The sequence below is a fragment of the Bordetella genomosp. 13 genome (assembly GCF_002119665.1).
Classification (GTDB): Bacteria; Pseudomonadota; Gammaproteobacteria; order Burkholderiales; family Burkholderiaceae_B; genus Bordetella.
The window spans coordinates 1,214,202-1,236,089 of the sequence record NZ_CP021111.1; the positions used below are offsets into that span (position 1 = coordinate 1,214,202).

Below are 21,888 nucleotides of genomic sequence, written 5' to 3' on the forward strand. Positions count from 1 at the left end.
CGCATGTTCACCACTCGCCCGGAGATACTGGGCACGTTCGGCGTCGTCACGTCCACGCACTGGCTGGCCAGTTCGGCGGGCATGGCGCTGCTGGAGCGCGGCGGCAACGCCTTCGATGCCGCCGTGGCGGCGGGCTTTGTGCTGCACGTCGTCGAGCCGCACCTGGTGGGGCCGGCCGGCGAAGTGCCCATCGTGTTCCATTCCGCGCGCACCGGCCTGACCGAGGTGCTGTGCGGGCAGGGCGCCACGCCCGCCAGCGCCACGCTCGAGGGCTACCGCGCGCTGGGACTCGACCTGATCCCCGGCAACGGCCTGCTGCCCGCGGTCATCCCGGGCGCGTTCGACGCCTGGATGCTGCTGCTGCGCGACCACGGCACGATGCGCGTTCGCGACGTGCTGGAACCGGCCATCCATTACGCCGAGCACGGCCATGCGCTGATGCCGCGTATCGCCAACACCATCGCCGGGCTGCAGGATTTCTTCCAGCAGCACTGGCCCAGTACCGCCGAAGTCTATGTGCCGGGCGGCGCATTGCCGCGGGCGCGCAAGCTGTTCCGCAATCCCGCGCTGGCGCGCACGTGGCAGCGCCTGCTGCGCGAGGCCGAATCGGCCGGCCCCGACCGCGAACGCCAGATCGAGGCGGCGCGCAACGCGTTCTACCGCGGCTTCGTGGCCGAGGCCATCGACGGCCACATGCGCCGCGAATTCATGGACGAAAGCGGCAGGCCCCATCGCGGCGTGCTGACCGCCGGCGACATGGCGGGCTGGTCGGCCAGCTACGAAACCCCGCTGACGTACGACTATCACGGCTACACCGTGGCCAAGGCCGGCGCCTGGAGCCAGGGCCCGGTGTTCCTGCAGACGCTGGCGCTGCTGAAGGAAATGGACCTGCAGGGCACGGGCTCGTCCAGCGCGGAATTCATCCATCGCGTCACCGAGGCCATGAAGCTGGCTTTCGCCGATCGCGAAGCGTATTACGGAGATCCGGCCTTCGCCGACGTGCCGCTGCCGCACTTGCTGTCGGACGCCTACAACGACGCCCGCCGCGCGCTGATCGGCGAACGGGCCTCGCACGAATTGCGGCCCGGCAGCGTGCCTGGCTTCGAGGCGCAGCTGGCGCGCGTGATGGACACCGTGGGCCGCCTGTCGAAGGTGGCGCAGGGCAGCGCGGGCGCGGGCGAGCCCACCATGGCCGACATGCGCGCCTCGGCCAAGCGCGGCGACACCACTCACGTCGACGTCATCGACCGCTGGGGCAACATGGTGTCCGCCACACCCTCGGGCGGCTGGTTCCAGTCGTCGCCCGTTGTGCCCGAACTGGGCTTTGCGCTGAACACGCGCGCGCAGATGTTCTGGCTGGAGCCGGACCTGCCCGGCACGCTGGCGCCGGGCAAGCGGCCGCGCACCACGCTGACGCCCTCGCTGGCGCTGCGCGAGGGCAAGCCCTACATGGTGTTCGGCACGCCGGGCGGCGACCAGCAGGAGCAATGGCAGCTGCTGCTGTTCCTGCGGCACGTGCATCATGGCCTCGACCTGCAGGAGGCCATCGACCAGCCGATGTCGCACACCATGCATTTCCCCAGTTCCTTCTATCCGCGGGATCGCAAGCCGGGACATCTGGCGGCCGAGGTGTCGTTCGGCGCCGACGTGCTGGCGGACCTGCGCTCGCGCGGACATGACGTGGAAGAGGTGGCCGAGTGGTCGGTGGGCCGCCTGACCGCGGCCGCGCGGGATGAGGACGGCATCCTGCACGCGGCCGCCACGCCGCGGTTGATGCAGGCTTACGCGGTGGGGCGCTAGCGCGGCTTGGACGACGGCGGCTCGCGCATGGCGCTGCGCTGGCCGGGCGGTCAGCCTGCGGCATCGGGACTCACCGTGCAGGCAGGCCCAGCCAGCCATAGATGGCGACATAGATGCCCACGGCGATGATGAGCAGGCTGGAAAGGTACGGAGCCCGCCGGGCCACCGCGCCGAACCACGGCGCGCGCTTGCCGGCCTGGCGCACGCCCAGCGCGGCCACGACGCCGACGGTGACGAGGGTGATGGCCAGGCCCACGGAAAAGCACAGGACGAGCACGGCGCCCAGCGTGAATTCCTTCAGCTGCAGGCACAGCAGCAGCACGGTGATCGCGGCCGGGCAGGGGATGAGGCCGCCGGTCAGGCCGAACAGCGCGATCTGCCAGTGGGTGACGCGGCGGTCCGAGAAGCGGCGTCGGATGTCGGCCGCGTGTGCGCGCTGGTGTGCGTCTTCGAACTTGTCGCGTCCGTGATCGTGATGATCGTGGTCATGGTGGTCGTGGCCGTGATGACCATGGTCAGGGGAATGATGGGAATGCCCATGCGCGGCGGCGTGCTGTTCCCTCCACGTCCGCCAGAACATCCACGTGGCGATCGATACGATCAACACGCCCGACGCCAGCTGGAAATAGGGTTCCAGTTCTTCCGCCGCGACGCCTTGCCAAAGATACATGCCGCCCAGCCCGATCCCCCATACGACCAATGTGTGGGACACGGTTGCCGTCAGGCCCAATAATGCCGCCTGCCACACCGTGCCGCGTATGGCCACGATGAACGCCGCCATCATTGTCTTCGAGTGGCCGGGTTCCAACCCGTGCAAGGCGCCCAGCAATATGGCGCTGGGAATGAACAGCCAGGCCTGCGACGCACCCTGCGCGATCAGGTCGGAGAAAGAAAACATGGACACCTTCCAGGAAGCAGCACGACTACGGACTTGGCCCGATCATATCCCCCCGTGGGGGATATCCGCACAATAAGCCTACGCGGCTCCGGGCTTTTTGCGTTTCGGCCTGGATGGGGGAAACGACATGTTTGATTGCTATGCTCGACCCATCGCGGCGCCCGTGCAGTCCGAGACCCGCACAGCGGGGTGCCGCGCCTGGCCAGCATGGATTGGATGATGTCATGACAGCAAGCAGGGAAGACTTCGGAACGCCACCCGTCGGCGTCGAACCGGAACCGGCACCGGGGCGCCCCGGTGCGGTGACGCTCGGCCAGGCCTTGTGGTTCTGGCTGAAGCTGGGCTTCATCAGCTTCGGAGGGCCTGCCGGGCAGGTGGCGATCATGCATACCGAACTGGTGGAACGCCGCCGGTGGATCAGCGAGCGCCGCTTCCTGCATGCCCTCAATTACTGCATGCTGCTGCCCGGACCCGAGGCCCAGCAGCTCGCCACCTATCTGGGTTGGCTGCTGCACCGGACATGGGGCGGCCTCGTGGCGGGCGGCCTGTTCGTACTGCCTTCGCTGTTCATCCTGATCGGCCTGTCGTGGGTATATGTCGCATGGGGCGACGTGCCCGTCGTCGCCGGCCTCTTCTACGGGATCAAGCCGGCGGTCACCGCCATCGTGCTGCATGCCGCGCATCGTATCGGCTCGCGCGCGCTGAAGAATCCCATGCTGTGGGGCATCGCGGCGGCCGCCTTTGTAGCCATCTTCGCGTTGCGGGCGCCTTTTCCGCTCATCGTCGCCTTGGCGGCGCTGGCCGGCTTCGCGGGCGGAAGGTGGTGGCCGCAGTACTTTCACGCGGACGCCCGCCGCGGGGCCGGCATGCAGGGTCACGGACCCGCGCTCATCGACGACGACACGCCCATCCCCCCGCATGCGCGCTTTCGATGGAGTCGCCTGGGCGCGATCGCGGCGGTCGGCGCCGTGCTGTGGGCGGCGCCCATGGCGGCGCTCACGGCCCTGTATGGCTGGCAGGGCGCCTACACGCAGATGGGCTGGTTCTTCACGAAGGCGGCATACCTGACGTTCGGGGGCGCCTACGCCGTGCTGCCCTATCTCTATCAGGGCGCGGTGGACCACTACGGCTGGCTTAGCGCGGCGCAGATGATCGACGGGCTCGCGCTTGGCGAGACCACGCCCGGCCCGCTGATCATGGTGGTGGCGTTCGTCGGTTTCGTCGGGGGCTACACGCACGCCCTGCTAGGCCCGGACCTGCCGTTCATGGCGGGCGCCCTGGCCGCGCTCATCGTCACCTGGTTCACCTTCCTGCCGTCATTCCTGTTCATCCTGGCCGGCGGTCCGCTGGTGGAGGCCACGAAGGAAGACCTGAAGTTCACCGCTCCGCTTACCGCCATCACCGCCGCCGTGGTCGGCGTCATCCTGAACCTGGCCGTGTTCTTCGGATATCACGTGCTGTGGCCGCAGGGGCTGGCCGGCGACTTCGACTGGAAGGCCGCATGCATCGCGCTCGGCGCCGCGGTGGCGCTGTTCAGGTTCAAGCGCGGCGTCATCGAAGTGATAGCGGTCTGCGCCATGGCAGGGCTGGCCATCACGCTATTGGGTTGATCCCCAGTCCTCAAAGATACTTGGCGATTTCCTTGAACTCGTCGATCGGCTCGCGATTCGTGGCGGGAAGCTTTTCGACCAATTCATCCAGGCAGTGGTCGATGTGGTCCTGGATCAGCGTCTTCTTGGCCTGCTGGATCGCCTTTTCCACCGCGTGCAGCTGTTGCGCGATGTCCAGGCACGGACGCCCGGCCTCGATCATCTCGACGATGCCGAGCAGGTGCCCGTTGGCGCGCTTCAACCGCTTGACGATGGCGGGATGCGTGGTGTGCACGTGGGGATGGTTCATTCGCGTACGCCTGTAGGGACTGCATGATGTCGGCGCGCATCATGGCGCAAGGCCTGTACTTTACTGCCAGGCCGTCGGCATCACCGCGGCCTGGCTGGACGTACCCAACCCGGCGACGCCACGGCCCGCAGGATCAGGCACCCGTACAGCACCATGGCCAGCGCGGTTACGGCGAACAGGCCGTGCAGGGAACCGGTGGCGCGCAGCACCAGCCAGCCGCCGCCCACCGCCACGACAAGCCGCGCCAGTCCCGCCAGCAGCGGCCATTTCAGCCGGCCGGCGCCTTGCGACGCGAAATACATCGAGAAGCCCAGGGCGAAAAAGCCATAGAACGGCCCGACGATGTGCAGATAGGTGCTGCCGGCGGCCAGCATGCCCGGGTCGTCGCCGAACAGGCGCAACCAGGCCTCGGGCCATATCGCGGCCAGGATGCCCAGGCATTCGCCCAGCGCGAAGGCCACGGCGCCGCCGGTCAGCGCCACGCGCACGGCGCGCTGCGGCTGCCCGGCGCCGATGTTGGCGCCCACGATGGCCACCATGGGCGCGCCCAGGCCGAAGGCGATGGGCATCAGCAGATACTCGAGCCGTGCCGCCGTGCCGTAGCCCGCCAGCGCGGCCGTGCCGGCATAGGCGCCCGTCAGCGCGGTGACGGCCGCGATCAGGCCGTTGGTGAGCAGCGGATTGAGCGTGGCCAGCCCGCCCACCGACAGGATGTCGCCCAGCAGCGCCGGGCGAAGGGCGCCTCGGCGCAGCCGCGCGGCGTTGCGGCCGCTGATGCAGTACCAGGCCAGGATGACCGTGCCCACGGCGTAGTAGCACAGCAGCGCCCAGGCGCCGCCAGCGATGCCCAAGCCCGGCAGCGGGCCCACCCCGAAGATCAGGCAGGGAGACAGCGGCACCACCAGCAGCGCGCCGCCGCAGATGACCGCGCCCGGCACCATCATGTTGCCCGTGCCGCGCACCGCGCTGGCCAGCGCGTTCATCACCCACATCAACACCAGCCCGCCGAAGATGACGTTGGAGTAGGTGAGGGCGGCGTCCAGCGCGGCGCCATGCGCGCCCAGGGCCCGATAGATCTGCGGGCCCAGCAGCAGGAACACGGCGGTGAACGCCACGCCCAGGCACAGGTTGATGACCAGCGCATGCAGCACCAGGCTGTCGGCCGTCTCGTGACGGCCCGCGCCCAGCGCGCGCGCCACCGCGGACGAGATGCCGCCGCCCATGGCGCCCTGCGACATGTTCTGCATCAGCATCAGCAGCGGCGTAACCAGCGCCACGCCAGCCAGCGCGTCGGTGCCCAGCCGGGCCACGAACCAGGTCTCGACCAACGCCGCGCCGGATTGGGCCAGCAGCATCAGCATGTTCGGCCACGACATGCGCAGCAGCGTCGGCAGGATGGGACCCTGCAGCATCGCATGCATCCGCGCGTTGGACGGCTTGGCGGCTGGCGGCGCCGCGACGGTGGAGGTAGTCACGAATGGCCCGGGTCGGCTGATAATGTTGAAAGTAATACTGGTATATGCCAGTATTATCTGGCGCTGTTCGCTGCGGCGTCAACCGGCGCCGGGGTATCGCGCGCCGTACGGCTAGAATGGCCCGCACGGCCGCGCTTGCGCGGCCGATCCGCATTACCCAGGAGGTCTCATGGATGCCACCGCAGACCTGCGCGTCAGCGTTTGCACAAACTCCGCCCTGCGCCGTGCCACCCGGCGCGTCGGCCAGCTGTACGACGATGCGCTGGCGCCCATCGGCCTGCGCGCGACGCAGTACTCGATCCTGGCGCAGATCGACCGGGCCGGCGGCTCGCCGTTGGTGGGGTGGATGGCCGAGGTGCTGGTGATGGACCTGTCCGCGCTGGGCCACACCTTGCGATCGCTGGCCAGGGACGGGCTGGTCGAGGTGCTGCCAGACCAGGAAGACCGCCGCAGCCGCCGCGTGCGACTGACCCGCGCCGGCAAGAGCAAGCTCGTCAAGGCGCGCGTGCTGTGGAGCGATGCGCACCGCCGCTTCGAAGAGGCATTCGGGGCCGACGAGGCGGCGCAGTTGCGCCTCGTCCTGGATGCGATCGCGTCGCCGGCGTTCGTCGACCGCTTCAAGCGGCAGGCATAGCGTCCTTCTAAGTGCCGACAAAAAAAGCCCCCACGCCTCGCCTGCGGCTTGCTGCCCCCCGAGGGGGGCTTTTGCCTTGGGGCGGCCCGGCGGCAAAAAAAGGGCGCAACGCCAGCGGCATTGCGCCCGTCAAAGGCTGGCGTACCAGCCCATCGACCAATCAGTCCATCATCCGACGCGCACCGGCACGAAAAGCTTGTCGCGACCGCGCTGCACCAGCAGGGCCACGGTGCCCTTGGCGCGCGCCACTTCGGCGCGCACCTGCTCCACGCTGCTGGCCGGCACGCCGTTCAACGACAGGATCACGTCGCCGGGCTCGATGCCCGCGCGGGCGGCTGCGCCGGCAGCCTGCTGCACCACGAGTCCGGGCGCGCCGACCGCCTGCTGCTCCTGCGGACTGAGCGGGCGCAGCGCCAGCCCCAGCCGGCCCTGTCCGGGCTGGCCGCCTTCCTCGTCCGCGGCCGCGATGCCATCCTTGTCCGCGCTGCCCAGCGTGGCGCTCAGTTCCTTGCGGGTTCCGGCACGCCATACTTCCAGCTTCACGCGCTGTCCGGGCGAGGACAGGCTGATCGTCGACGACAGGTCGCCCGAGGACACGATCTCGCGTCCGTCCACCTTGCGGATCACGTCGCCCGGCTGCAGGCCCGCCTTCTCGGCGGCGCTGCCCGGTTCGACGCTGGCCACCAGCGCGCCGGACGGCGAATCCAGCTTGAACGAATCCGCCAGGTCCTGGTTCACCTCTTGCGCCGTCACGCCCAGCCGCGCGTGCTGCGCCTTGCCGTGCTGCAGGATCTGGTCCTTGATCTTGTAGGCCACGTCGATCGGGATGGCGAACGACAGGCCCTGATAACCGCCGGTGCGGCTGTAGATCTGCGAGTTGATGCCCACCACCTCGCCGCGCGAGTTGAACAGCGGGCCGCCCGAGTTGCCCGGGTTCACCGCCACGTCGGTCTGGATGAACGGGACCGAGGTGTCGTCCGGCAGCGATCGGCCCTTGGCGCTGACGATGCCGGCCGTGGCGGTGTTTTCCAGTCCGAACGGCGAGCCGATGGCCAGCACCCACTCGCCCACTTCCAGACTGTCGAGGTCGCCGATCTTCACCACCGGCAGGTCGGAGGCGTTGATCTTCAGCACCGCCACGTCGGTCTGCGGATCGGAGCCCAGCACCTTGGCGCGGTACTCACGGCGGTCGGTGAGCTTCACCGTCACTTCCTTGGCGTCCTTGACCACGTGCGCGTTGGTCAGGATGGTGCCGTCGGCGCTGATGATGAAGCCGGAGCCCTCGCCGCGCACGGGTACTTCCCGCTGGCCATACGGCATCATCCGGCCGGGAAAGCCGGGGAACTGGCCGAAGAACTGCGCGAACGGATCGTCCTCGGCGGCCACCTTGGTGCTGCCGGTGATGCTGATGTTGACCACCGCCGGCCCGTACTCGCGCGTGATCTGCGCGAAATTCGGCGGCGCGACGGTATTGACCGGAGCGGCGGCCTGCGTGGCCGCGGGCGCGGCGTCGGCGCGGGTGGTGGCCACGACCGCGGTGGCTCCGGCGCCGCCGACGACGCCGGCGGCGAGCAGGGCGACGAGCAGGCGAGAGGGGGTGAGACGAGTCGGGGTCATGTCGGCTCCTTGGAGCATGTTTTGAACATGGCGCCATGGTGCCGCCGCCGGCTTAGGCGAATCTTAAGGTCCGCCGGGCGGGGCGGAAGAGACTGTCGCGGCGGATCCGGACGAGGCGTGAAAGACCACGGTGACGCGCAGGCCGCCGCCGGGCGCGTCCGCCAACTCCACCTCGGCGCCGTGGCGCCGGGCCAGCGTCCGCACCAGCGACAGGCCCAGTCCGCTGCCCTGCGCCTGCCCCGGGTCGATGCGATAGAAGCGGTCGAACACGCGCTCCCGTTCCGCGGGCGGTATGCCGGGGCCCGTGTCGTCGATGGTCAGCGTCGCCATGCCTTGCGGCGCCGCCGCGATGCCGATGTCCACGCGGCCGCCTTCAGGCGTGTACTTGACGGCGTTGTCCAGCAGATTGCGCGCCAGCAGCACCAGCGCGTCGGACTGGCCCGCCACCCACGCCTGGTCCGGTCCTTCCAGCGCCAGTTCGATGCGGCGGGCGTTGGCGCCAGGCAGCACTTGCGCCACGGCCTCGCGCACGGCTTGCGCCAGATCGGTGGGCACCAGCTCGGGGGCAGGACTGCCGCCGTCGTAGCGGGCCATCGACAGCAGTTGCTCGATCAGCCGCGTCGCGCGGGCCACGCCGTCGGACAAGCGCGCGATGGCCTGCTCGCGCGTCGCCGCGTCGTCGCCGGCGCGGCGCAGTCCCTGCAATTGCAGCGCCAGCGCCGCCAGCGGCGTGCGCAGCTCATGCGCGGCATCGCCGACGAATTGCTGCTGCGACGCGAAGGCTTGCCGCACGCGCTCCAGCAGCAGGTTCAGCTCCTGCACCAGCGGCCGGACCTCATCGGGCAGATCCGCGTCGGACACCGGCGACAGGTCGTCGGGCTGGCGCGCGGCCAACTGCGCCCGCGTGCGCGCCACCGGCTCGAGCGACAGGCCCACCACCCACCACACTACCAGCATCAACAGCGGCGCGGCCGCCACGATAGGGCCCACCGACCGCAGCGCCAGCGCCCGCGCCGTGGCGCTGCGCACCCGCGTGTCCTGGGCCACCTGCGTCACCTGCAGCGGCGTGGCCATGGCGTACACGCGGTACGTCGCTTCCCGGGATCGCACGTCCGAGAACCCCAATACCACCGGATCCGGCAGCAGGCGGCCCGAGGCCGAGCGGTACAGCTGTGTGCCGTCGGCCGTCCAGATCTGGATGATCAGGTCTTCCACCCGGGCCACCGGTTCGCCGGGCACCGGCATCGGCGGCGCGCCCAGGCGGCCGCTGCCCGCGCTCAGCGACAGTGCGGTGTTGCGCAACTGGGCGTCGAAGATGGCGTCGGTCTGCGCCAGGGTGCCCCGATACGCCACCACGGCCTGGACCAGCGCGGCGACGAAGATCGAGGCCAGCAGGAACAGCAGCAGCCGCGCGCGCAGCGAATGGCCCAGCGGAATTCTCATTGCTTCGGCACCACGTACCCCACGCCGCGCACCGTCTGGATGAAGTCGTGCCCCAGCTTCTTGCGCAGCCCATGCACGTAGACCTCGACGGCGTTGCTGGCGATCTCGTCGCGCCAGCTGTACAGCTTCTCCTCCAACTGCGCCCGCGAATAGATCATGCCGGGGCGGGCGATCAGCGGCTGCAGCACCGCCCACTCGCGCGCGGTCAGCGAGACGGGCTTGCCGTCGACCGTGGCCTCGCGCGTCTGCGGATTCACCGTCACGCCGCGATGCTCGAACACCGGTTCGGCAAGGCCAGCGCTGCGGCGCAGGAGCGCGCGGATGCGCGCCAGTAGTTCGTCGGGATCGTAGGGTTTGACCACATAGTCGTCCGCGCCGGCGTCCAGGCCCGCGATGCGGTCGCTGACGGCATCCCGCGCGGTGGCCACCAATACCGGCGTGCGGTCGCGGCGGGCGCGCAGATCCCGCAGCACGGACAGGCCGTCCTTCTGCGGCAGGCCCAGATCGAGCAGCACGAGGTCGTAGACGCCTGCCTGCAGCGCGGACGCCGCGGCGCGGCCGTCGCGCTCCCAGTCGACCGCGTAGCCTTCGGCACGCAGGCAATCCAGCACGCTTTCGCCAATCATGGCGTCGTCTTCGACGAGGAGCAGGCGCATGGCAGGGCAGGGTAGAAGCGGGGGACGGATAGGAACAAAGGATAGGCGATTTTGGCCGGCATGGTACAAGTCGCCCATGCCGCGCTAGCGAACCGCGCAACCACAACCGGACACCACCGTGAAGAAAACCGACCTCGAAAAGAACAAAGGCCTGAAGATCATGGGCCAGCTCAAATCCTCCCTGCCCCCCAGCCGCTTCGCCGGCGCGGCGGTGCCCGACCGGCGCGAGCAGCGCAAGCTGGACCAGGCCGCGGGCCTGGTGCCGTTAGCGGTGAAGCTGCCGCAGCCGCTGGTAGACGCGCTGCGCGAGAAGGCGCAGGCCGACGAGGTGGCGCTGAACGACCTGGTGGCCAGCCTGCTGGAAAAGGCGCTGAAGGGCTGAAAAAAGCACTGAACACTCAAGGCCCGCGAAGCGCGCGTACGCGCGGGCCATCCATAGCGAAGCGCGCGCACGCGGCGCGCCACCAAATCTACTCCGCCAACCCGAACGCCTTCGCGAACTGTCGCTCTCCACGAGCACTGAAGCGCAACGCCCGCGAGTCCAGATCGCGCGTCAGCCAGCCCTTGTCGCCGCAGTGCCGCAGCAACGCGGCGGCCAAGCCTCCTGCCAGATGCGGCTTGCGCGAACTCCAGTCCAGGCAGGGATAGGCAAAGCGCCGCCGCTGCGGCCGTAGGGCCTCGGCCGGCAGGCCCAGCGTCTTCAGTGCATCGACCCCCGCAGTGGTCAACTCATAATCCTCGCCGTTCGCGCGCAGCCATCCCTGCGCCAGCATGGCGTCGTGCATGCGTACTGCCAGCGTGCCTGCCATGTGGTCATAGCAGGTGCGCGCGTGATGCAGATGCGGCGGCGTGGACGGCTGGAACGGCGTGCGCGGCACGCCCGCCACCACCAGCAGCGCTTCCAGCGCCGCGGCCACCTGCGGGTTGGCCAGGCGGTAATAGCGGTGTTTGCCTTGCACCGCAATTTCGACCAATCCCTGTTCACGCAGCCGCGTGAAATGCGCGCTGGCAGTCGAGGCGCCGACGTCGGCCAGCGCCGCCAGTTCGGTGGCGGTGCGGGCGCAGCCGTCCAGCAGGCTGCACAGTATGCGGGCGCGTGCCGGGTCGCCGATCGCGGCGGCGACAGCGGACAGGCCGGTGTCGGCCGAAGCTGCGTCCATGGTTCGCTCCTTATCGAAGTGTGCGTGATGGATCCGAGCATACTGCCGCCATCCGCAACGCTCAACAAGGAACTCTCAAGCATGAAAGCGACCGCGCCATCCGGATTCTTCGGCCATCGCGTCCTGGCCGCGACCTTCGTCCTGGCCGTGTTCGGCTGGGGCGTGGGCTTCTATGGTCCTCCTATCTTCCTGCATGCGGTGGTGGCCCGCACGCAGTGGGCCGTGCCGCTGGTGTCGGCCGCGGTCACCGTGCACTTCGTGGCTGGGGCGCTGGTGGTGGCCAACCTGCCGCGGCTGTATCGCGCGTGGGGCACGCCGCGCATCACGTTCGGGGGCGCGGTGCTGACGGCCGTCGGCACTTGCGGTTGGGCGGTGGCGCAGGCCCCGTGGCAGTTGTTCGTGGCCGCACTGGTAAGCGGTGCGGGCTGGGTGGCGCTGGGGGCGGCGGCGGTGAACGCCATGATCGCGCCATGGTTCGTGGCGCGGCGGCCGTGGGCGCTGGCGATGGCGTACAACGGCGCCAGCGTGGGCGGCGTGGTCTTCTCGCCGTTGTGGGTCTTGTTGATCGCAACGTTGGGCTTCGCCGGCGCGGTGGGCGCGGTCGGGTTGGCGATGGTGGTGTGCATGGCCTTGCTGTGCACGCGGGTGTTCGCGTACACGCCCGAGCAGCTGGGGCAGGCGCCCGACGGCAAGGCGACCGTGGTGTCCGCTGTGTCTGTCGGCACGGCCGCCGCCGTCGCCCTGCAGCCCCTGCGCAGCTGGCGCCGCGACCGGCGCTTCGTCACGCTCGCCGGCGCCATGGCCCTGGGTCTGTTCGCGCAAATCGGGCTGATCGCGCATCTGTATTCGCTGCTGGTCGACGTGCTGGGCGCGCAGGTGGCGGGCATGGCGATGGGGCTGGCCACGGCCTGCGCCATCCTCGGCCGCAGCCTGGTCGGATGGCTGCTGCCCTCGGGGGCGGACCGGCGGCTGGCAGCCTGCGCGTCTTATGGCCTGCAGGTGCTGGGTTCGCTGGTGCTGTGGATGGGCATCGACGATGCGCCGACGGCGATCTGGCTGGGCGTGGCGTTGTTCGGATTGGGCATCGGCAACGCCACGTCGCTGCCGCCGACGATCGCGCAGGCCGAGTTCTCGCGCGAGGATGCGCAGCGCGCGGTGCCGCTGATGGTGGCGATCGCGCAGGGCGGGTATGCGTTCGCGCCGGCGGCATTCGGAGCGTTGCGAGGATTGGCGGATTCGGAGTTCGCGCCCGCATTGTTGTTCGGATGCGCCGCGGCGCTGCAGGGGGCGGCTATCGCGTGCCTTGCCACGGGCCGGCGCACGGCAGCCCGTCCTGCATCTGCCCAGGCATAGGTAGTCCATGCTGGCTGGCTCTGCATCTGCCCAGGCATAGGCCGGTGAGGCAAACAGGCTTTGGAAGTCGGCTGGCGGCCCGCGTTGACACGTCTTGCGCGCACGCGTTAGGGTCGGCCAGAATCGCGCGAACACTCGATGCCTGTCTCGGCGTCGCTCCGACGTCCGCCCCCCATCCATGGCGCTGCAGCGCCCCTGCCGCATTCCGCACCACAAGATACTCCGATGAACCTGCAAGCCATTCTCGACGACATCGTCGCCACGCTGCGCCCCGAACTGGGCCGCAGCGGCAAGGTCGCCGACTACATTCCGGCCCTTGCACGCGTGCCTGCCGACCAGTTCGGCATCGCGCTGCGCACGGCCGATGGCCAGGAGGTCGCCAGCGGCGACAGCGCCACGCCGTTCTCGATCCAAAGCGTCTCCAAGCTGTTCTCGCTGACGCTGGGCGTGCGCGCGCTGGACGAGAAACTGTGGGAGCGCATCGGCCGCGAGCCTTCGGGCAATCCCTTCAACTCGCTGGTGCAGCTGGAGCGCGAGCAGGGCGTGCCCCGCAATCCTTTCATCAATGCGGGCGCGATCGCGGTGGCTGACCGCCTGCTCAGCGTGGGCGACGGGCTGGACGACCTGCTGGCGTTCCTGCGCAGCCTGACGGGCGAGACCATCACGGTAGACGAAGAAGTGGCGGCCTCCGAGGCGGCCACGGGTTTTCGCAACGTGGCGCTGGCCAATTTCATGAAGAGCTTCGGCAAGATCGACAACGACATCCCCGCCGTGCTGGACGTGTATTTCCGCCAATGCGCGATCCGCATGGATTGCCGGCAGCTGGCGCGCGCCGCGGCGTTCCTGTGCCGCGATGGCGTGCACCCGTTGCAGCGTACCGAGGTGCTAGGCGTGCGCCAGGCGCGCCGCATCAATGCGCTGATGCTGACGTGCGGCACGTATGACGCGGCGGGCGAGTTCGCGTTTCGCATCGGCCTGCCGTGCAAGAGCGGCGTGGGCGGCGCCATCGTGGCGGTGGTCCCCGACGAACTCACCGTCTGTGTGTGGTCTCCGGCTCTGGACGCCACCGGCAATTCGGTGCTGGGCATGCGAGCGCTCGAGCTGTTCGTGGCGCGCACGGGCATGTCGGTGTTTTAGAACCCACCGGCCCCCGAAGCGGCGGCCGCCTGCCATGACGGCTACCGTTCCACTCATGGAACACGTCTTGCCGTTCATCGCGCTATGCGTGCCGGGCCTATGGCTCTATCGTCGCGGGATGAGGCGCGCCGATTGCGCCAGGAGCCGAGCATGAAACACGTACTGGGTGTGTACAGCGCGCCGGGAATCCATTGGGTGGGCGACGGGTTTCCCGTGCGCTCGATGTTTTCGTATCACGGGCTGGGCGCGCAGCTCAGTCCTTTCCTGTTGCTGGACCATGCCGGTCCGGCCGAGTTCGAGCCCACGCGTCAACGCCGCGGCGTGGGCGAGCATCCGCACCGCGGCTTCGAAACGGTGACCATCGTCTACGACGGTGAAGTCGAGCATCGCGATTCCACGGGACAGGGCGGCGTGATCGGCCCTGGAGACGTGCAGTGGATGACCGCCGCGGCCGGCATCCTGCACGAAGAGTTCCATTCCGAGGCCTTCGCCGCGCGCGGCGGCCGCATGGAGATGGCGCAGCTGTGGGTCAACCTGCCCGCGCGAGACAAGAAGCATGCGCCGCGCTACCAGGCCTTGCTGGCCCGCGACATTCCTTCGGTGCAGTTGCCCGCCAACGCCGGCACGCTGCGCGTGATCGCCGGGCGCTATCGCGATGCGCAGGGGCCGGCGCAGACCTTCACGCCCGTGAATGTCTGGGACGTACGGCTGGCCGCGGGCGGACAGGTGGACCTGCCCTTGCCGGCGGGCCACACCGCCGCCGTGGTCGCCCTGCACGGCGTGCTGCGTGTGGCCGATGCCGAGCTGCGCGATGGTCAGGTGGCGGTGCTGGACCGCGCGGAAGAGGGTGTCGCATTGCAGGCGGCCAGCGACGCCAAGTTGCTGGTGCTGAGCGGCGAACCGATCGACGAGCCCATCGTCGGCCACGGGCCTTTCGTGATGAACACGCAGGCCGAGATCATCGAAGCCATTCGCGACTTCAACAGCGGCCGGTTCGGCGGTATTCCCGCCTGAACCGCCGGCGCACGCCGCGCAGCATGCAAAACGCCCTCCGGAGGGAGGGCGTTTCAGCTTCTACATGTTACCTGCACGGATACTACTGGAAGCGATCGACAGGCCCGAGGGCCCGTCGCGCCTCACTCGCCGCTGGCCAGTTGCGACGGGGCCGGCGCGCCATAGACGCCTTGGAACGGCACGTCGTTGGGTTCGACGTTGGACACCAAGCCGCGTGCCTTGGCGTCCGCCAGCTCGGCCTTCACCTGGGCGCGCGTCTTGCCGATGGACTCGGCGCTGGCATATACGCCCTGGTAGGGCTGATTGTTGGGTTCGACGTTGGACGTCAGTCCTTGCGAGCGGGCCTGCGAGAGCTCGGCCTGGACCTGCGCGCGGCTGGCGGCGCTCGAGTCGTCCTGGCCATATACGCCCTGGAAGGGCGTGTTGTTCGGTTCGAAGTTGTCGGCGGCCTGGGCGCCGGCGGTCAGCAGGGTGGCGGACATCATCAGGGCAGCAGTCAGGGTTTTCATGGCAAGACCTCCTTGGTCATCAGTCGTGGGACCGAATCTGGCGGGTGATCCGTCAAGGTTCGTGTTTGTTTCCCGATGACTGCATTCTGCGCCGCGGAGGACCTGGGATAAACCCTAGAATCCGAAATTGATTATTCCAATATCTCCACCAATTGAGTTTTCAATTGGTAACTACATGGTTTTTTGCACAGATTGCGTCGACAGGCCGTCATGGTGAGTTGCTCAGGGCGCCGCGCCGAGGCAACCAACGCCAGAAAACGGCCGCGGCGGCCATGCCCAGCGCGCCGACCCCGAACGAGGCGGCGCCCAGCGACATCATGGCGGTCAGCGCGGATAGCGCCACCGGACCGCCGCTGGTGCCGAGGTCGGCCATGAATCGCCAGATACCCAGGAACTGTGTGCGAGCGTGCGGCGGCGCCGAATCCGCGCCCAGCGTCATCACGATGCCCGACCCGATGCCGTTGCCGAAGCCCAGCACCAGCGACACCGCGACGAAGCTGATCACGCCGCCGGTGAAGGGTATCGCCATGAGGCTGAGTCCCATCAACAACGAACATGGCACCGCGACCCACATGCGGCCGCGCAGGTCCATGACCTTGCCCGCCGGGTAGAACACGGACATGTCCACCGCGGCCACCAGGCCGTAGATGATGGAAGTGGTGGTGGGATCCAGGCCCAGGTGGTCCGCCCAAAGCGGGATGACGACCTGGCGGGAGGCGCGCAGCGCGCTGACCAGCATGACGCCGGTACCCAGCGTCATGAAGACCGGACCATGGCTGCGCGCCACGGCGCCGATGCCGTGCCGCGGCGCCGATGTGCCGGCTGCTTCCTTCGGCTGCAGGTCGGGGGCCAGCATGGCGATCAGGCCGGCTCCCAGCATGCCTGCGATGGCGACCCAATAAGCCCCATCCAGCCCCATGAAATGTATGAGCGCCGCGCCCGCGAAAGGACCCGCGAAGGTGCCGATACGGGTGGTGCCGCCCAGCGTGGACAGGGCGCGTGCGCGCATGCGCAGCGGCACCACCTCCATCATGTAGCTTTGCCGCGCCAGCTGGAAGACGGACTGCGCGACGCCCTGCATCAGCATGGCCACGGCCAGTACCCAGACATGCGACGCTGCCAGCGCCATCGCCAGGCCCAGCACACTGAACAATGCCGCGCCCACCATCGCGCGCCGCTCGCCATACCGTCCGGTCAACAGCGCCGAGGGAATGTTGCTGACCAGCGAGCCGACGCCGATCAGCGCCGGTATCAGGCCGGCCACGGCCACCGACGCGCCCAGGTCGCGTGCAGTCAGCGCGATGACGGGCACGATGGCGCCGTTGCTGAGTCCGTAGAGCAGGGAGGGACCGAAGGCCGGAACGGCGATCTTTTTCAGGTCGAAGGAGTCTTGTTGCGACATTCCACTATGAAGCAGGAAACGCCGGCACAAGAGGAAATGCGCGGCGCGCGGGGGCGGGGAACATAGTCGGCCCCGGGCGCCGGAGTCGTGGAAACGGATTGTACCGGCGCGGGGGCTTTTGCGCCGGTCCTAGGCTCGATGGCCAGGCCCGCTTACTGGGGATGGGGTGGCTGCACCGGGTCGAAGTCGACCCACTTGCCGTCACGCCAGCGGCCGTTGGCGCGTTCCACGTCCTTGCCGCCCGACTCGCGCAGCACCTGCGCCGCCTGCTCTTCCTGCTCGGGCGAGACGTGCACCGCGGTCAGCACGCCGGCGTGCCGCACGCGTATGTCCTCACGGTTGGGATTCCGCTCGCTGCGCCGGCCCGCCATGCGCATCGCGCCCATCAACGAGCCCACATAGGCGCCCAGTGCGGCTGCCACCACGAGCCCGAAGCCGGTGCTGCCCAGCGCGAACAGGATGCCCGCGCCGATGGCGGCGCCCAGCATGGCCATCAGCCCCGCGCCCAGAAAGGCGCCCGTGCTGGCGCCCCGTGCGTCAGGGTCCGCCGTACGGTCGCCGCCCGCGGGATGCTGATCATGCCAGCCGGGAGGGTTGACGAAGAAGATGTTGACCGAGTCCTCGGAAAACTGCCGCGCGAACAATTTACGCGCCGCGTTTTCCGCTTCCGGGAAAGTGTCGAAACGTGCTGCGACGATCAAAGACATGGCGATCTCCTTCCAGTGGCTCCGCGGCTCGGCGGCCGTTGGGCGGGTTTCAGCGGCGCAGGGCGGAGACAGAGGACAGCGCGCCGGCCACCACGCCGACCACCACGGCCAGGCCGATGGATTTCCATGCATGCTGGTGCACGTAGCGGTCGGTCCTCGCGGCAACGCGCTTGACGTTGCGCGACCGCGCCATACGCCGCAAGCTGTGTGCCTGGCGCTTCAGGCGCTCTCCCACGCCGCGCGTCGCGTCGGTTGCGTGCTCGGCATTGGCCTCGATCATGTCGTCGGCACGGGTCGACAGCGACCGCACCGGATCATGGGCGCCGGCAGTCGGGGCGTTGGAGTAGGCATGGTGTTGAGAGGACATAGTCGGCTCCTTTTTTCACGGGCGCGTGCCGCCCATTGGGGATGACTGCCTCACACAGGCGGCGCGCCGCGATTTGCGCGACCGGCGCAATCGAGAATGCGCGCCGCCATGCGCGGGAGGCAGGACTCGCTGTTCATTCTGGCGGCCGGACGCGGCGCCGGGCTTGAGTTTGGCTACGACGAGTAAGTGCCTGTTTCCCTGGGGCCACACATTCGAGGCCGCGAGGTCACCGGGGGCGCATTTCGATACCTTCCCACACAGTCGCGGCAGCGTTGCCGCAACACTTCCCCAGGGGCGGAACGCGCGGACTGGAGGGCATGGAGTTGCATGCGCTCTCGTTTCAATCGACCGAATTGAGGCAAAAAACGGACATTGTTTCAATCGCGCTTGGAGAATCAGCGCGATATGTTGCGAGAACATACATAAATCGTTGGCACGGCGAACGTGATGAAAGCCCCCGCAGTGGGGAGGAGAAGGGAAAAATGCGGGTCTCGCTGGATGGCTTACTCGGGCGTAACCGGCAGCGCCGGCTCGCGGAGCTGTATGGGCAACTCGCGGCCATACACCGTTCCCAGGCGGTCATCGAATTCGACCTGGCCGGCCATGTGCTGGCCGCCAACGAGAATTTTCTCGCCACGATGGGCTATCGGCTCGAGCAAGTGCGCGGCCGGCATCATTGCATGTTCGTGGACGCCGCCACGCGCGAGTCGCAAGCCTATGCCGAGTTCTGGCGCCGCCTTGGGCAGGGCATATACGATGCCGGCCGCTACCGGCGCGTGGCGCATGACGGCCGCGAAGTATGGCTGCAGGCCACCTACAACCCGATTCTTGACCGCCGCGGCAAGCCGCTGAAGGTGGTGAAGTACGCCACGGACATCACGGAACAGCAGCGCCGCAACGCCGACGCGGAAGGGCAGCTGGCGGCCATCGCGAAGGTGCAGGCCGTGATCGAATTCGCGGTAGACGGCACGATCCTGAAAGCGAATGACCTGTTCCTGCGCGCCTTGGGATACCGGTTGGACGAGATCGTGGGACAGCACCACAGCATGTTCGTGCGGCCCGACGAGCGCCGCAGCGCGGCCTATGGCGAGTTCTGGCGCAAGCTGGCCAGCGGCGCGCACGACTCTGGCCAATACCTGCGCGTCGGCAAGGGCGGACGCGAAGTGTGGATCGAGGCCAGCTACAACCCCATCTTCGACGCGGATGGCCGGCCTTTCAAGGTGGTGAAGTACGCCACCGACATCACGCGGCGCTTCACCGCGGCGCAGACGCTGCGCGTGGCGGTGCAGGGCCTCACCGAGAACGCCGAGCGCGCCGAACAGGCCAACCAGCTTGCCGTGGACGCCAGTCGCATCGCCGAGGACGGGGGGCACACGGTGCAGCGGGTGATCGGCGCGATGGACGCCATCACCGCCAGTTCGCGCAAGATCTCCGACATCATCGGCGTGATGGACGGCATCGCTTTCCAGACGAACATCCTCGCGCTGAATGCCGCGGTCGAGGCTGCGCGCGCGGGCGCCAACGGCAAGGGCTTCGCCGTGGTCGCCTCCGAGGTGCGCAGCCTGGCGCAAAGCAGCGCGGCGGCCGCCAAGGAGATCAAGGACCTCATCCACGCGTCGCGCGGGCAGGTCGACCGCGGCGCCGAACAGGTGCGACAGGCGGGCGCCACGATGGAAGAGATCGTGGCCTCGTCGCACCGCGTCACCGAGATCATGGCCGAGGTGGTGGATGTCTCGCTGGCGCAGTCCGCCAAGCTGGGCGAAGTCACGCAAGACCTGACGGCGCAGGACGTCCAGCGTATCGGGGGCGGATAAGATCCGCATTTCTTGGTACCCTTGGCGGGCCCTGACCCTATTCACCACGTCCGGACCGTGTTGCAGCCGCTTCCTACGCTTTCGCCATCGACTCTCATCCGCCCGCGCCGCGCGCGTGCGCGGTCCGGCCCGGCGCGATGGCTGCGCATGGCCGCCTGCTCGATCGCGATGGCGCTGCTGGCCGCCTGCGCTTCCGCGCCGCCGGCCGGCCCCGGCTATTACCGCGTCAAGGATGGCGACACCCTGACCAGGATCGCGCGAGAGGCCGGCCAGACCGTGGACGAGATCGTGCGGTGGAATGGCCTGAGCAGTCCTGACCGCATCGAGAAAGGCCAATTGCTGCGCGTGCAGCCGCCCGGCGACGGCCCTGGCGCCGACCGCACCGCCAGCGGTCCTGCCAAGTCCAGCTCCAAGCCCCGGCGCACGGCCACCGCGCCGGACGCGCCGGCCACCCCGGTGCGCGGCATCTCGCTGGTCTGGCCGGCGCAAGGCAGGATGGCGTCGGGCTACAACGGATCCAGTTCCAAGGGCATCACCATCGCCAACGACGCCGGCACGCCGGTAATATCGGCCGCGGCGGGCACGGTGGAATACGCCAGCAATGGACTGCGCGGCTACGGTAATCTGGTCATCGTGCGGCACGCGGGCGGGTTCCTCAGCATCTATGCCCACAACCGCAAGCTGCTGGTGAAGCAGGGCCAGTCGGTATCGCAGGGGCAGCGCATCGCCGAAATGGGCAACACCGACGCCAAGGCCGTGGGGCTGTACTTCGAGCTGCGGCAGAACGGCAAGCCGGTCAATCCCCTGGGGGCGCTGCCCAAGCGCTAGCGGCGCGGACGCACTCAATGGTTCCTTGTACGGCGGCCAAAGTGGTCCAGTCTTCCAACCATTGCACCGATTCTAATAGCGGGTTCGCGGCCGGCCGCATCCGCCGGGCGCGGTCTTTTCTGCATACAAGCAAGGGGGATGCCATGCGCATCAAGCAATACCTGATCGGCCTGGGCCTGCTGGCCATCACCGCCACCGTGCCGGCATCGGCTCAGAACGCCGCCGACAACTGGCCCGACCGGCCCGTGAAGATCGTCGTGCCGTTCCAGGCCGGCTCGGCCACCGACCTGATCACCCGCCAGGTGGCGCAGGCGCTGGGCCAGGAGTACAACCAGAGTGTCGTGGTGGAAGCGCGTCCCGGCGCCGCCGCCGCCATCGGCAGCTCGGCGGTGGCCCGTTCGCCTGCGGACGGCTACACGCTGCTGATGTCGGGCCCGGCCTCGATGGTCACCAACCGCTTCCTGTACAAGAACCTCAGCTACGATCCCGCGACCTTCGAGAAGGTCGCGGTCGTGGCCATCACGCCCAACATCCTGCTGTCCAACCCGAACGAACCGTTCAAGACGCTGCCCGAGATGGTCGCCTATGCGAAGAAGAATCCCGGCAAGCTGACGTACGCGTCGTTCGGCGCCGGCACCACCTCGCACCTGGCGGGCGAGCTGCTGAAAAAGCTTGCCGGCATCGACATCGTGCACGTGCCCTACAAGGGCGCGGGCGAGGCGATCCCGGCGCTGCTCAGCGGCCAGGTCTCGATGTACTTCGACACCATCATGACGGCGCTGCCGCACGTGCAATCGGGCAAGCTCAATGCGCTGGCCATCTCCACCGCGCAGCGTTCCGACATGGCGCCGAACATCCCGACGGTGGCCGAGCAGGGCTACGCGGGCTATGACGTGGCGCCCTGGTACGGTATCGTCGCGCCTGGGGGCACGCCCAAGCCCATCGTGGACAAGCTCAATGCCTCCATCAACCGCATGCTGAAGGATCCCGATTTCCGCGCCAAGCTGGCCACCACCGGCGCCGAGCCGCGCGGCGGTTCGGTGGCCGATTTCGAGGCCATGGTCAATGCCGAGATCCCACGCACCGAACAGCTGATCAAGCAATCGGGCATGACGCTGCAGTAAGCGTGCGCCCACAGGGCCCGCCTGGCGGGCCCGCCCATTTTTTCCTATCTC

Annotated in this window: 21 protein-coding genes; 10 read left to right on the forward strand and 11 right to left on the reverse strand. The window is 68.5% G+C overall.

All coding sequences use genetic code 11. The features are described 5' to 3' along the window. Positions 1 to 3: 3 nt before the first annotated feature. A complete protein-coding gene (locus tag CAL15_RS05550) occupies positions 4 to 1,800 on the forward strand; it encodes a gamma-glutamyltransferase family protein (RefSeq protein ID WP_198299154.1) in 1,797 nt (598 codons plus the stop codon). Positions 1,801 to 1,870: 70 nt separating this feature from the next. On the opposite strand, the gene CAL15_RS05555 is transcribed toward CAL15_RS05550, so the two are convergent. Beyond that, on the reverse strand, positions 1,871 to 2,698 hold the full coding sequence (locus CAL15_RS05555) for a nickel/cobalt efflux transporter (RefSeq protein ID WP_086077670.1): 828 nt from the start codon (positions 2,696 to 2,698) through the stop codon (positions 1,871 to 1,873). Between the two features lie 224 nt (positions 2,699 to 2,922). Between CAL15_RS05555 and chrA the strand changes: the two genes are divergently transcribed. Continuing rightward, positions 2,923 to 4,308, forward strand: coding sequence for a chromate efflux transporter (gene chrA, locus CAL15_RS05560; protein ID WP_086077671.1), 1,386 nt, complete (start codon positions 2,923 to 2,925; stop codon positions 4,306 to 4,308). 10 nt (positions 4,309 to 4,318) lie between these two features. Here chrA and CAL15_RS05565 read toward each other — a convergent pair whose 3' ends face one another. Together CAL15_RS05565 and CAL15_RS05570 are read right to left on the reverse strand one after the other, a co-directional pair. Continuing rightward, on the reverse strand, positions 4,319 to 4,597 hold the full coding sequence (locus CAL15_RS05565) for a metal-sensing transcriptional repressor (RefSeq protein ID WP_086077672.1): 279 nt from the start codon (positions 4,595 to 4,597) through the stop codon (positions 4,319 to 4,321). A gap of 80 nt (positions 4,598 to 4,677) precedes the next feature. Next, entirely contained in the window at positions 4,678 to 6,009 is a 1,332-nt protein-coding gene (locus tag CAL15_RS05570) for an MATE family efflux transporter (protein ID WP_086080943.1), read from the reverse strand. A 232-nt stretch (positions 6,010 to 6,241) separates the two neighbouring features. Here CAL15_RS05570 and CAL15_RS05575 point away from each other — a divergent pair, with 232 nt between their 5' ends. Then, positions 6,242 to 6,706: a MarR family winged helix-turn-helix transcriptional regulator gene (locus CAL15_RS05575; protein WP_086077673.1), complete on the forward strand. Its 465-nt coding sequence runs from the start codon at positions 6,242 to 6,244 to the stop codon at positions 6,704 to 6,706. Between the two features lie 168 nt (positions 6,707 to 6,874). On the opposite strand, the gene CAL15_RS05580 is transcribed toward CAL15_RS05575, so the two are convergent. The 3 genes from CAL15_RS05580 to CAL15_RS05590 form a co-directional block, all read right to left on the reverse strand. Next, entirely contained in the window at positions 6,875 to 8,323 is a 1,449-nt protein-coding gene (locus CAL15_RS05580; protein WP_086077674.1) for a DegQ family serine endoprotease, read from the reverse strand. Between the two features lie 63 nt (positions 8,324 to 8,386). Further along, positions 8,387 to 9,766 carry an ATP-binding protein gene (locus CAL15_RS05585; protein ID WP_086077675.1) on the reverse strand — a complete coding sequence of 460 codons (1,380 nt, stop codon included), beginning with the start codon at positions 9,764 to 9,766 and terminating at the stop codon, positions 8,387 to 8,389. After that, positions 9,763 to 10,422, reverse strand: a complete 660-nt coding sequence (locus CAL15_RS05590) for a response regulator (RefSeq protein WP_086077676.1) — start codon at positions 10,420 to 10,422, stop codon at positions 9,763 to 9,765. Before CAL15_RS05590 ends, CAL15_RS05585 begins: the two co-directional genes overlap by 4 nt. Positions 10,423 to 10,540: 118 nt before the next feature. On the opposite strand from CAL15_RS05590, the gene CAL15_RS05595 reads away from it, so the two are divergent. Beyond that, positions 10,541 to 10,804 carry a hypothetical protein gene (locus tag CAL15_RS05595; protein WP_086077677.1) on the forward strand — a complete coding sequence of 88 codons (264 nt, stop codon included), beginning with the start codon at positions 10,541 to 10,543 and terminating at the stop codon, positions 10,802 to 10,804. An 88-nt stretch (positions 10,805 to 10,892) separates the two neighbouring features. Here the strand turns inward: CAL15_RS05595 and CAL15_RS05600 are convergent, their stop codons facing one another. Then, a complete protein-coding gene (locus CAL15_RS05600; RefSeq protein ID WP_086077678.1) occupies positions 10,893 to 11,582 on the reverse strand; it encodes an ArsR/SmtB family transcription factor in 690 nt (229 codons plus the stop codon). 81 nt (positions 11,583 to 11,663) lie between these two features. Between CAL15_RS05600 and CAL15_RS05605 the strand changes: the two genes are divergently transcribed. From CAL15_RS05605 to CAL15_RS05615, 3 genes are all read left to right on the forward strand, one after another. Continuing rightward, a complete protein-coding gene (locus CAL15_RS05605; protein WP_086077679.1) occupies positions 11,664 to 12,935 on the forward strand; it encodes an MFS transporter in 1,272 nt (423 codons plus the stop codon). Positions 12,936 to 13,160: 225 nt separating this feature from the next. Continuing rightward, a complete protein-coding gene (locus CAL15_RS05610) occupies positions 13,161 to 14,072 on the forward strand; it encodes a glutaminase (RefSeq protein ID WP_086077680.1) in 912 nt (303 codons plus the stop codon). Positions 14,073 to 14,222: 150 nt separating this feature from the next. Continuing rightward, positions 14,223 to 15,086: a pirin family protein gene (locus CAL15_RS05615; RefSeq protein ID WP_086077681.1), complete on the forward strand. Its 864-nt coding sequence runs from the start codon at positions 14,223 to 14,225 to the stop codon at positions 15,084 to 15,086. A gap of 122 nt (positions 15,087 to 15,208) precedes the next feature. Here CAL15_RS05615 and CAL15_RS05620 read toward each other — a convergent pair whose 3' ends face one another. The 4 genes from CAL15_RS05620 to CAL15_RS05635 form a co-directional block, all read right to left on the reverse strand. Continuing rightward, on the reverse strand, positions 15,209 to 15,595 hold the full coding sequence (locus tag CAL15_RS05620) for a DUF4148 domain-containing protein (RefSeq protein WP_086077682.1): 387 nt from the start codon (positions 15,593 to 15,595) through the stop codon (positions 15,209 to 15,211). A 208-nt stretch (positions 15,596 to 15,803) separates the two neighbouring features. Continuing rightward, positions 15,804 to 16,997, reverse strand: coding sequence for an MFS transporter (locus CAL15_RS05625; protein ID WP_086077683.1), 1,194 nt, complete (start codon positions 16,995 to 16,997; stop codon positions 15,804 to 15,806). A 152-nt stretch (positions 16,998 to 17,149) separates the two neighbouring features. Beyond that, positions 17,150 to 17,704: a hypothetical protein gene (locus CAL15_RS05630; RefSeq protein ID WP_086077684.1), complete on the reverse strand. Its 555-nt coding sequence runs from the start codon at positions 17,702 to 17,704 to the stop codon at positions 17,150 to 17,152. 49 nt (positions 17,705 to 17,753) lie between these two features. Next, positions 17,754 to 18,071 (reverse strand): glycine zipper domain-containing protein, encoded by a 318-nt coding sequence (locus CAL15_RS05635; protein WP_086077685.1) that lies wholly within the window; start codon positions 18,069 to 18,071, stop codon positions 17,754 to 17,756. A gap of 482 nt (positions 18,072 to 18,553) precedes the next feature. Between CAL15_RS05635 and CAL15_RS24815 the strand changes: the two genes are divergently transcribed. The 3 genes from CAL15_RS24815 to CAL15_RS05650 all read left to right on the forward strand — a co-directional run bounded on the left by CAL15_RS24815 (position 18,554) and on the right by CAL15_RS05650 (position 21,837). Beyond that, positions 18,554 to 19,885, forward strand: a complete 1,332-nt coding sequence (locus tag CAL15_RS24815) for a methyl-accepting chemotaxis protein (RefSeq protein WP_086077686.1) — start codon at positions 18,554 to 18,556, stop codon at positions 19,883 to 19,885. Between the two features lie 147 nt (positions 19,886 to 20,032). After that, positions 20,033 to 20,713, forward strand: a complete 681-nt coding sequence (locus CAL15_RS05645; RefSeq protein WP_086077687.1) for a M23 family metallopeptidase — start codon at positions 20,033 to 20,035, stop codon at positions 20,711 to 20,713. 143 nt (positions 20,714 to 20,856) lie between these two features. Continuing rightward, the gene (locus CAL15_RS05650; protein WP_086077688.1) at positions 20,857 to 21,837 is read left to right on the forward strand and encodes a Bug family tripartite tricarboxylate transporter substrate binding protein; all 981 of its coding nucleotides are present in this window, start codon (positions 20,857 to 20,859) and stop codon (positions 21,835 to 21,837) included. The last annotated feature ends 51 nt before the right edge of the window (positions 21,838 to 21,888 follow it).